This is a genomic window from Pseudomonas typographi, from assembly GCF_014694385.1.
Lineage (GTDB): Bacteria > Pseudomonadota > Gammaproteobacteria > Pseudomonadales > Pseudomonadaceae > Aquipseudomonas > Aquipseudomonas typographi.
The window spans coordinates 1-272 of record NZ_JAAOCA010000165.1; the positions used below are offsets into that span (position 1 = coordinate 1).

1 protein-coding gene is annotated in these 272 nt (G+C 64.3%); it reads right to left on the minus strand.

The genetic code is table 11. From position 1 onward, the window contains the following. The coding region (locus tag HAQ05_RS29740) for a hypothetical protein (RefSeq protein ID WP_190427750.1) at positions 1-272 on the minus strand (272 nt) is incomplete at both ends.

A 272-nucleotide genomic window follows, 5' to 3' on the forward strand; every position in this document is an offset into this window, starting at 1 on the left:
CAGCTCATAGGTCGCATAGGCGCCATAGGTACTGATCGACTCTTCGCCGAGCATGATGTCTTCAAGGCCATCGACCGCGCCCTCGCTCAGCACGTAGACCAGGTGCACCCATTCGCCATCGGCTTGGCTACCGCTTTGCTCCTGGGCCCAGACCAGCACCCCGCCGGTGGAGGCCCGGCCGAGAATGAAGCGGATCGGGGCCTTGGACGAGCGCACGGTCTGCGCGGAAGGCTCGCTATTCGTCAAAGAGCCGGTGGAAAGCGCCTCCTGGC